6 protein-coding genes are annotated in these 8689 nt (G+C 40.3%); 4 read left to right on the forward strand and 2 right to left on the reverse strand.

Annotation, left to right across the window (positions count from 1 at the left end):
* Positions 1 to 131: 131 nt before the first annotated feature.
* The 4 genes from B0H50_RS12610 to B0H50_RS12625 all read left to right on the forward strand — a co-directional run bounded on the left by B0H50_RS12610 (position 132) and on the right by B0H50_RS12625 (position 2386).
* On the forward strand, positions 132 to 374 hold the full coding sequence (locus B0H50_RS12610) for a hypothetical protein (protein ID WP_146129251.1): 243 nt from the start codon (positions 132 to 134) through the stop codon (positions 372 to 374).
* A gap of 32 nt (positions 375 to 406) precedes the next feature.
* A complete protein-coding gene (locus B0H50_RS12615) occupies positions 407 to 1054 on the forward strand; it encodes a hypothetical protein (protein WP_106200194.1) in 648 nt (215 codons plus the stop codon).
* A 41-nt stretch (positions 1055 to 1095) separates the two neighbouring features.
* Positions 1096 to 1506: a hypothetical protein gene (locus B0H50_RS12620; RefSeq protein ID WP_106200184.1), complete on the forward strand. Its 411-nt coding sequence runs from the start codon at positions 1096 to 1098 to the stop codon at positions 1504 to 1506.
* A gap of 259 nt (positions 1507 to 1765) precedes the next feature.
* Positions 1766 to 2386 (forward strand): DUF5915 domain-containing protein, encoded by a 621-nt coding sequence (locus tag B0H50_RS12625; protein ID WP_269843941.1) that lies wholly within the window; start codon positions 1766 to 1768, stop codon positions 2384 to 2386.
* Positions 2387 to 3018: 632 nt separating this feature from the next.
* Here B0H50_RS12625 and B0H50_RS12635 read toward each other — a convergent pair.
* Both B0H50_RS12635 and B0H50_RS12640 read right to left on the reverse strand, forming a co-directional pair.
* On the reverse strand, positions 3019 to 3639 hold the full coding sequence (locus tag B0H50_RS12635; RefSeq protein WP_106200188.1) for a hypothetical protein: 621 nt from the start codon (positions 3637 to 3639) through the stop codon (positions 3019 to 3021).
* A gap of 13 nt (positions 3640 to 3652) precedes the next feature.
* Positions 3653 to 8551: a DEAD/DEAH box helicase gene (locus B0H50_RS12640; RefSeq protein WP_158275929.1), complete on the reverse strand. Its 4899-nt coding sequence runs from the start codon at positions 8549 to 8551 to the stop codon at positions 3653 to 3655.
* Between the last annotated feature and the right edge of the window lie 138 nt (positions 8552 to 8689).

An 8689-nucleotide genomic window follows, 5' to 3' on the forward strand; every position in this document is an offset into this window, starting at 1 on the left:
ATGCTCCGTCTTTGCCAAAAATTGGCTTTCCTGTTTTGAACTGAGATGCTGCTTTTTTGATCATCTCTTTATATTCTTCGTGTGTCATCATAGTTCCTCAATTTACATCATTTTTCAAATGATGCTTGGTGGTGAATGACACAGTTTTATGGATAGAGTCCGAAAAAGAGACAAATACCGGATTTCTGAATTGTGAGGATGTTGGTGCTGGGCAACGTTTTGAATGTGAAGGATATCATGAAACCAATGGTAACCGTTCACCTGATAAAGGAATATTTAATTTAGCATTTATAAAGAATCTTTTCGTGGGAACTTCTACTAACGACATTCATTACCTATTTGGCGGTCCTGCTCCGTGGGAAATGGGATACTAACAGCATTGATGTGGTTAGGTGATGTCACTTCCATGAAATATATCCTGCTATTACTCGCACTTTCGGCCCTGGTGTTTGCCGACAAGCCGACGACCGGCGTGTGGCGTTTCGCCCGCACAAATTCCATGTATTCTACTGCATGGAACCATCCGGGAACCATAATCGACCTTGGCGACAAGGAGGTATGCCATTATGTCGGACAGATTAACTTCCCAGTGAACAGTGACGGGCAATGTGACAACATTCTCATACTGCACCTTGCGAAGGCACAGGCGATGGAGGAGAACGGGAAGATTATCGGTCTGTATTGTGCCTACGACTGGTCTTTTCCCGATATGGGCGGTAATTTTCTGACCAACGATGTGTATCGCGAGAATTGCCCGGATATCTTGGCTGCGGTGAATGGTGGGTTCGATGTGATTGGCGAATACTGGTTCAAGCCTATGGAAAACCAGACCATCTATTACGAGGACGGCGAGCCTATTAAGCAGACTTTGTCAAACACGCGGGAAACCATGGACAGGTTCGATAAGAAATACGAGAACCAGATTAGGTATCGTGATACATACGACTGGATACAGCTGAAGCCCGGCTACGGATGGGACCAATGGGAGAGACCGGGGAGCGTGTATCAACCGGGAAAAAGCCCGAATGAAAAGAGCAAAGGCCAGTGGCGTTGATTGGGGTGACCATGAAGAAATGTCCTTTAATTTTTTCGGGTATGTTGCTGTTTTGTGCATGCGCGACGACATACGACAGGGAAAACCGCTTCGATTTGCTCGTTTCTGCCGATTTCAACAGCATTGCAAAAATTCACTGTATAAACCGGACTCCCCTTTCCGAAGAAACGCAAACATCGTTTCGCGTGAGCGTAAAACAGAGAGGCGAAGATCCGCTGCGAGTCTGCTACGGGATTTCCGAGAGCGAGCAATGCTTCGACACCTACCGCAACTACACCTATACGGAATGCCGCGAAACAACTCCGCCATACAAGCACTGTCACGACGACCGCTTCGACGGTAACGAAGTCTGGAAAATTTACGATACCACATCTGGCGACACCTTGATGCTAGGGAATAGCATTTTCATTGTCATTACGGGCGAAGGATGCTTTGCCGCAATCAAGCGTTAGGGATTCCCCAAAGGGGATAAGAACACTAAGGGAGTAAACTCCCAAGTGTTTCTATAAGTGACCCCTTGGGGCGGCGCAGTGGCGCCGTTTTAGGAGGCTAGTGGCGAGCGAAGCGAAGACTGGTGCCCCTAAACAGCGTTCGAGCCGAATGCAGCGAAAACAAGCTTGCTTGTTTTCATTGCTGAGGCGATGCCGCGAACGCCGAAGGCGTCAAATATAGCCCGACCCACGAAGTGGGCGGACAGCACTTAACAACTTGTTGTTTAGTGCGCATGGCCACCGAGGTGGGGAACGCCCCAAAAAAGAAGAACTCAATGTTCGCGAAATGAAGTTCATAGAAGACGAGACGAAACTCGTACAGCTCTCCGCCAAGCCGAACTTCCTCGCCATCAAGGCGAAGGGCCCGGATTACGCGAAGAACATGAAGGTGATTTCCGCCAAGCTGAATTCGCTGAGCGTCGATGAAATCAAGGCTCTCCAGGCTGGCGAGACGATTAAGTTCGACTTCGGTGAAGTTGGTGCAGACTACCTGATGCTCAACCGCATCGTGGCCGACGGCATGGCAGTAGAAGCCAATCAGCACTTCACCGTGGCTCTAGACCTGAAGATCACGGACGAACTCCGCCGCGCCTGCGTGGCCCGCGAACTCGTGAACCGCATCCAGAACCGCCGTAAGAACCAGAACTACGCCATCACCGACAAGATCGAAGTGACGCTGTTCTCTGCAAGCGACGTGTTCAAGCAGGCTGTCGCCGAGAATGAAGCTTACATCGCCGGAGAGACGCAGGCTGTGAAGATTGCTTGGGCTGCAAGTGCCGATGGCCTCGAAGCTAATGATGCTGATGGAGAGGCTTTCAGCTTTACGACGGTTAAGGCTTAAGGCCTCTAAACACGTTGAAGGCTCGCGCATTCGTCATCCCGAGCTCCGAAGGGGCGAAGGATCCAGACCCTAAAAATTTAGACCGTAGCTCACCGCTGCGGTCTTTTTGCATATTTCTAGGCTCTTCTCCATGTGGGTAACCTGCATTTCTTTTGCGGAAAATATATACTGTTCGTAGGTCTTAACACGAAGGTATAATATGCTAGCGGAGCAAGCGACAAAAGGGATTTATCTGGATGTCCCCGAAAAGGACTGGTCTCTGTTTAGTGAACTTATCCGAAAGTTCGGATGGCGGACAAGAACCAAAGAGCAGATGCTCGAACGCTTTATCGCCACTCGCCCTAAGGAACCTCTCCTTAGCGAAAAGGAAATTATGGCGGAAGTAAGCGCTGTCCGATACACAAAATGAAGGTAGTAATCCCCAATTCGTGACCCGAAAGACCTTTATCTGCTATCTCTTGCAGAAACAATTGATGCTGCATATATCGTCTCTGGGAATAAGGATTTGCTAGAATTCCAACAACATAAGCAGACAAAAATCATCAAGTTGGCGGATTTCCGCAATATGATGCAACAAGAAAGATTGTAGAATGGGATCGACTTGCTAAGTTGGGATACTTCTTAGCATAACTCTATATAGTGATAATGTTCCAGTGAATGCCTAAGGCTTTGCTAATTTGTTCTAATTTGTCTTTCTTCGTTTTTGTATTCATATGAACATTAACGAAACAGTTATTTCCGATAGGCTTTGAGTTGGACGACGGGTGAGTGTGAGGTCCTTTCTTTAGCAACGGCTCTCCATCGCAAATAATAGAGAATTTTTCCATGGAATCCAGAACAGTATTGATTCCAAAGATGGATATGGCGTACTGGATTGCTGTACACATGGAATCTGTTGCACTTTGTTCTTGAATTATTTTGCCATCAGGTAAAACAATTTTTAAACCCGATGCATCTCGTCTAGGGAACGTAGGGGTGTTTTTAGGGGAAATTTGTACTTTGGTTGTAATTCTTTCTGCTTTAATACTTCCTGCATTGGAAGGAATAGTTAGGCGCAAAGTTATTGGGTTTCTCAATACGTTTGTGAAATTTTCAACGATTTGCTTTATGTAGGGGAGTAATGCTTCGTCGATAAAGCGTTCTTCGTCCTGTTTGAGCATTTCTTGCCCTTGCCGTGTTTGAGGCCTATGGTCATGATAATTATACGAATTCTTCAGTTCTTCATAGGCTTGTTGTAATTCATTTTCGGTCATGATCAAAATCCTTTTACGCAATGTTAAAAATTTGAATGTCTATTGCGTCGTCTTCGCTTCGGACCTCGTATCGTTTTTCCGGTTCGCTATAAACATTTACGGATTGATGTCCTGTGGAGAAAGTATTTTCTTCTAAGAAATTTTCATTGTCAAACATCCATTTTTCAAGTTCATGGGATTCAAAATTTCTGCAATTTGAGTCCTGCATCAATTCTGCAAGTTTTGATATGATTGTTAGTTTATCAATTCCGACAGTTTTTTCGTCAGGCATTAGGACGAATAAATAATCACGTGCTCGGCTAATGGCGACATTGATAATATTCTTGTGGTTTAAGAACATTTTATCACTAGAGGAAATGTTTTCGGGTGTGTTGAAAACTGTCAGCATTATATCACACTCATCGCCTTGGAAACTATGAACGGTTCCTGATAAAATGGAAATGTTTTGCGGAAGTTTTGTTCTTCTCAGTAAATTTCCGATTAAATCGGATTGGGCTTTGTATGGAGATATGATGCCTATGCTGCATTTTGTTTCAGAATTTTTTTGCGCAATAGATTTTGCAATATGGCAAATAAATTCGTATGTAAATATTGCAGAATAGATTTGGTAATTAGAGCCTTTGCCCAGCTTTTTACTCCGATAAATACTTTCGTATCGTTCAACTGGAAACCTGACTATATTTAGTGGTGAAATGTCAAAGCCTTCGATGCTAATATTTTTTAGACCTTCATCGAGGCGATTGTGCTTGAGAATTCCTCCGTATGTCAATTGGCTGTAAATGGAACCGATGGCAGGAATGCTGCGGTATTGAGTGCCTAGTTTAATTATTTCATATGGATGAGGTTCTGTTGTTGGGTTTACAAAATCATTAAGGCCTACCATCTGATAAATGTTTTCTCTTTTCCATGATTCTTCCGAAACTGTAGGCTCAATTTGGAATGGGTCGCCTGCAATAACAAATTGTCTCGGTTGTTGAGAATACAACAAATAGACCATGTATATCAAGGGAATCATTGAGGCTTCATCAATGACGATATAATCCCACTTTATCGTACGCAAAAGTTCTTTTTCTTTCCCATCAACAACGCATGAATCATATGGCAATCGAGCCATTGTGGTAACGATAATGTTTTTGGAACGAACATTGATGTCTAAATTACGGCTGCAAAAGACATCGCTGTTTTCAATTTCGTCATTATTCGTTGTTCCGAAACGTGACAAGAAATCTTGTGCAGTTTCGTTATTTCCCATAATACGTTTTGTCAAAACATCGGCCGCTTTATTTGTTGGCGCAAGGACGAGTATGTTACATTTTTTGATGTTTTTATCGCAAATCCAAGGGAGTAGAATTTCGTTTGCCAAGTATGTCGTTTTACCGGTGCCAGGAGGACCGAAGATGAATTTTATGTTATCGCATAATTCGGCTTTCAGGTTCTTTTCTTTATCGAAATTAAGTCTATCGAATTCTTTTTTTAGTTCATCTAGCAAGAAAACGGGACTTTTCGCAACGATTTCAGCGGAGCTGATGTTTTCTATATCAAGGTTGTCAATATCAGCTTTGTGCATCATCTTCAAGCGAAGCGTAAAGGATCGGATGCTGGCAGCTTCAAATGTGAGCTGTTTGTCTTGCGATTTGCCTTTAAAATGTATGATTACGTTTATCCCGTATAATTCCTCCATAAACGCTGGAATTTTCTTATCGGGTTTCGATAAAATCAAAGTCTTGGTCGCCGTTTGATCTTTATCTACCTTACCAAAACTGATGTGAACCTCTTTGCTATTGGCGTAGTTTTCATTACTCCTTAATATTTCAAGTTGTAACATTGCTTGAAACCATTGATAGGAATATTTTGTGGTCTTTGATTTCTCTATTGCATCTTCGAGTTCTTTAATTCTATTGAGCTCTATAGCGAATTTATCTTGAACTTTCTTTACCAGCTTTTTGCTGTCATAAGAAGGCGGGGTAAATTCATCCGAATCCTCAAAGTCGGTGTCATAAATTTCTATAGTATGCTCAGGCTCATTTTTGATTTCTTTTGCGCGCTTAATCGTTTCTTTGACGATTTTTTCTTCTGGAGTTTCTGTATGGTGTGTGTTGGCACTTTGATTCTCTGTTGAAGAATCTACAGAATCTTCGCTTGTGGAATTAGGGGCTTGTGACGATGTTCCCTGTGATTTTTTCTCATTGGATGATGGATTCTGTGGTGGATTCGGCTTTTGACGATTCCTTTGAAATTCAAGAAAGTCTGCTATGGTTTGCTCTGTTATTGAAACTCCACTAGATTTTAATTTTTCAATAAAATTAAGATTATTTTTTGTTTCGTCATCTAAGATATTTATATCAAATTTTGGTCGTTCTTTGATATCTAAAATTTTTAAAATTCTAGTATCTTTAAGAGACGAAAGGTTGTAAAAGTCTGCAAGATCTTCTAGATATATGGAGTGGACATTTCGAACTTCACCCGATTTCGTATAAAGCCATGGAGTGCTTTTAAGGAACTGTAAAATGGGGCTAAATAGCATTTTTCCTTGCAGGTTTTTTGTATACTCTTTGCTGCTATATCGGTATTTGAAAGTTTCGAGTGAAATCAGCTCAAAGTTATCACAAAGATAGCGTAATAGAATTCTAGATTTTTCTTCATTTATATGCTCTGTAGCTTCTTTTAGCCCTTCAAGAGAGAAGAATATATATGCCAAAACAAAAGGTTCTTTGCTCTTACGATCTTCACTTTTTAGCCATTTGCAAATCGGTCGAAAATTAACTTCCCAGATGGTAGGAGAATCAATAATAAATGCTTCTTCATATGTTATTCTAATTTCAGAGCGAACCCCAATTTTTTCAAAAAAAGAAATCAATTTATCTTCTGTAGCGAATTCTTTATAGAAATCAAGATCTATAAAATTAACATCGTTTTTCGCGTCAAACCATATTTGCAGTTCTTCATTGGGAAAGTAAATATCACCGGCTTTTGCATTTGTATAAGTTCCTGTTTGCGGTTTGCTCCGTAATAAAAGATTGCTTTGAATTCTTTCAGTGTATTCTTTTATCTCTGCGTTAGGGCACTTTTCGTAGTATGCAAGAATCTTTTTAAAATCGGCTTTTACAGTCTCGTCATCAGGCATGCCTGTTTCATATTGAGGTAATATTTTGGTGTAAATTTCATCTTTTAAGGATGGAATGGTTACTCCTAATTTTTCCAAGAAGTTTCTTGCAGATTGATTTTCGAATATTTTTTTATTTATTGTGTGATAATTACAGATTTCTTCGGTAGGGAAGAATATATTGAGAATTTCATTTTTGAATAGACAAACACTTTTGCCTTCACTGTCAATAAAAAATGGCTGTTTTTTTGCGATGCTGGAACGCTCTTTTGCGGAATCTAGCCATTCGTAGAAGGATATCACCCAGTTAAAGTCATTTTGAAATTTTTCTTCACAGAATGATGCTGAAATGTGTTGCAAAAAGTAATTTTCGTTTAAGCAATGTTCTGGGCTGATAATTTTGTCAATCCATTCTCGCCGTTCGTCAGAAACACCAGCTCTACGTAATGAACGGAATATCCAGTGGGCTTCTTCTTTATTGACGATTTTTGATAAATTTTTATCTGGAAATAAATTTATTAGATCGGTGTCTTCGGCCCAAAATGCATTGTTGGCGGAAGTGTATCCTTCTATAGATGGAAGTATTTTCTCGCTTTCGAACTTGTTTAAAATTTGGTTGTAAAAAGGTTCAAATGTTTTTTGTCCTATAATAATTGTTTCGTTTTTGCGAAGATAATAGTTGTATTGTTGTCTCTGTATATAAAAGTCTTCAGATTTGATGGGGACTATTTTTAAAATGTCGTCACTAATTAGGTTATGTCCCGTTTCTTTGCCGATATCTCGCAAATAAACCATGCTGTCTGCTGCTAATTCGGCCAGCAGAGTGATCATCTGCGTGTTATGTTTTTCACCATCTTTTAAATGTTGCCTATCAGGTGTTAAAAGGAAAGGCGCGTGAATGATGAAATTTAGGTGAGTTTCTTCCTTGGTCTGGAAATAACAATAAGCATAATCAGATTTTGGAACGAGTTTGTCGCCTTCTATGCCGAATCCGACGGAATAAGTTAAATTGTCATTCTCTCTAGAGAATATCCATAGTTTTTCTTCTGTTAAGACTCCATCAATATCGTGTTTTAACGATAACAGTTCTGCTTTGGTATCTGAAAAAATTTTTGTTTTTTCGATTATTTTTTGATAAGTTCCCTTTGTCGTTTTGTTGTTTTCTTCGTATTGGTAAGAAATTGTTTGGAGGTTGTTTAAAAATAAGGTTGGGTTGTGCAGTTCGGACAACTGCTTTGAAATTTCTGAAACTGCAATGTCTGGGGTCTTGTTCGGATTGTTGAATGGTATGATGAACCAGGTTTCATTTTTCTCCCAATTATCATAATACTTGTTTAATCGAATAGGGATGATTTTTTGTTCTATACGGAAACACATTGCTTGATCGTAAATCTCGGGTGTTTCTGTGTAAGTGTAAACAGATTTAAAACCGATTCCAAATTTACCAATAGAGTTTCCAGAGTCATCACTGTTGTGTTTTGAAGAAAATGCAACAGAGGTGATTGAATTTACATGACCTAATTTCCCGTTTTCCCTATCTAGTTCTTCGGTTTCTGGATTGGAAATGGTAAATTTCTTAGCTCCGTTATGTCTGAAAATAAGTTTGTCGTTATATAGAAGGAAATGAGCTTCTGTGGCTAGAGCGTCATCGGCGTTTTGAATAAGCTCGTAAACAAAGTGAGCTGATTCTTTATACATATCAACAAGACGATCCCAAAGCCGTCTGTAATTTGGTTTTGCGAAGGTGATTGCGTCTTTTTTGTGTTCGTCAGTCAGTTGATCAAACCATTGCTCTTCTTGTCGATCCATATAGAATTTCCTCATCATTTCCAATTTTTGACAAATATATGAATTATTGCTCCGGCGGATATATTTTTTACATAGTCATGCTGCATAAGAGACATGCTTGTCGCCAAAATACTTGATTACTCGTTCAGGGCTGTTGCT

This window comes from Hallerella porci, from assembly GCF_003148885.1.
Lineage (GTDB): Bacteria > Fibrobacterota > Fibrobacteria > Fibrobacterales > Fibrobacteraceae > Hallerella > Hallerella porci.

Coding starts and splice junctions, on each gene's coding strand:
- B0H50_RS12620 (WP_106200184.1), top strand. CDS start 1,096: ATGTTGCTGTTTTGTGCATGCGCGACGACATACGACAGGGAAAACCGC.
- B0H50_RS12615 (WP_106200194.1), top strand. CDS start 407: ATGAAATATATCCTGCTATTACTCGCACTTTCGGCCCTGGTGTTTGCC.
- B0H50_RS12635 (WP_106200188.1), bottom strand. CDS start 3,639: ATGACCGAAAATGAATTACAACAAGCCTATGAAGAACTGAAGAATTCG.
- B0H50_RS12640 (WP_158275929.1), bottom strand. CDS start 8,551: ATGGATCGACAAGAAGAGCAATGGTTTGATCAACTGACTGACGAACAC.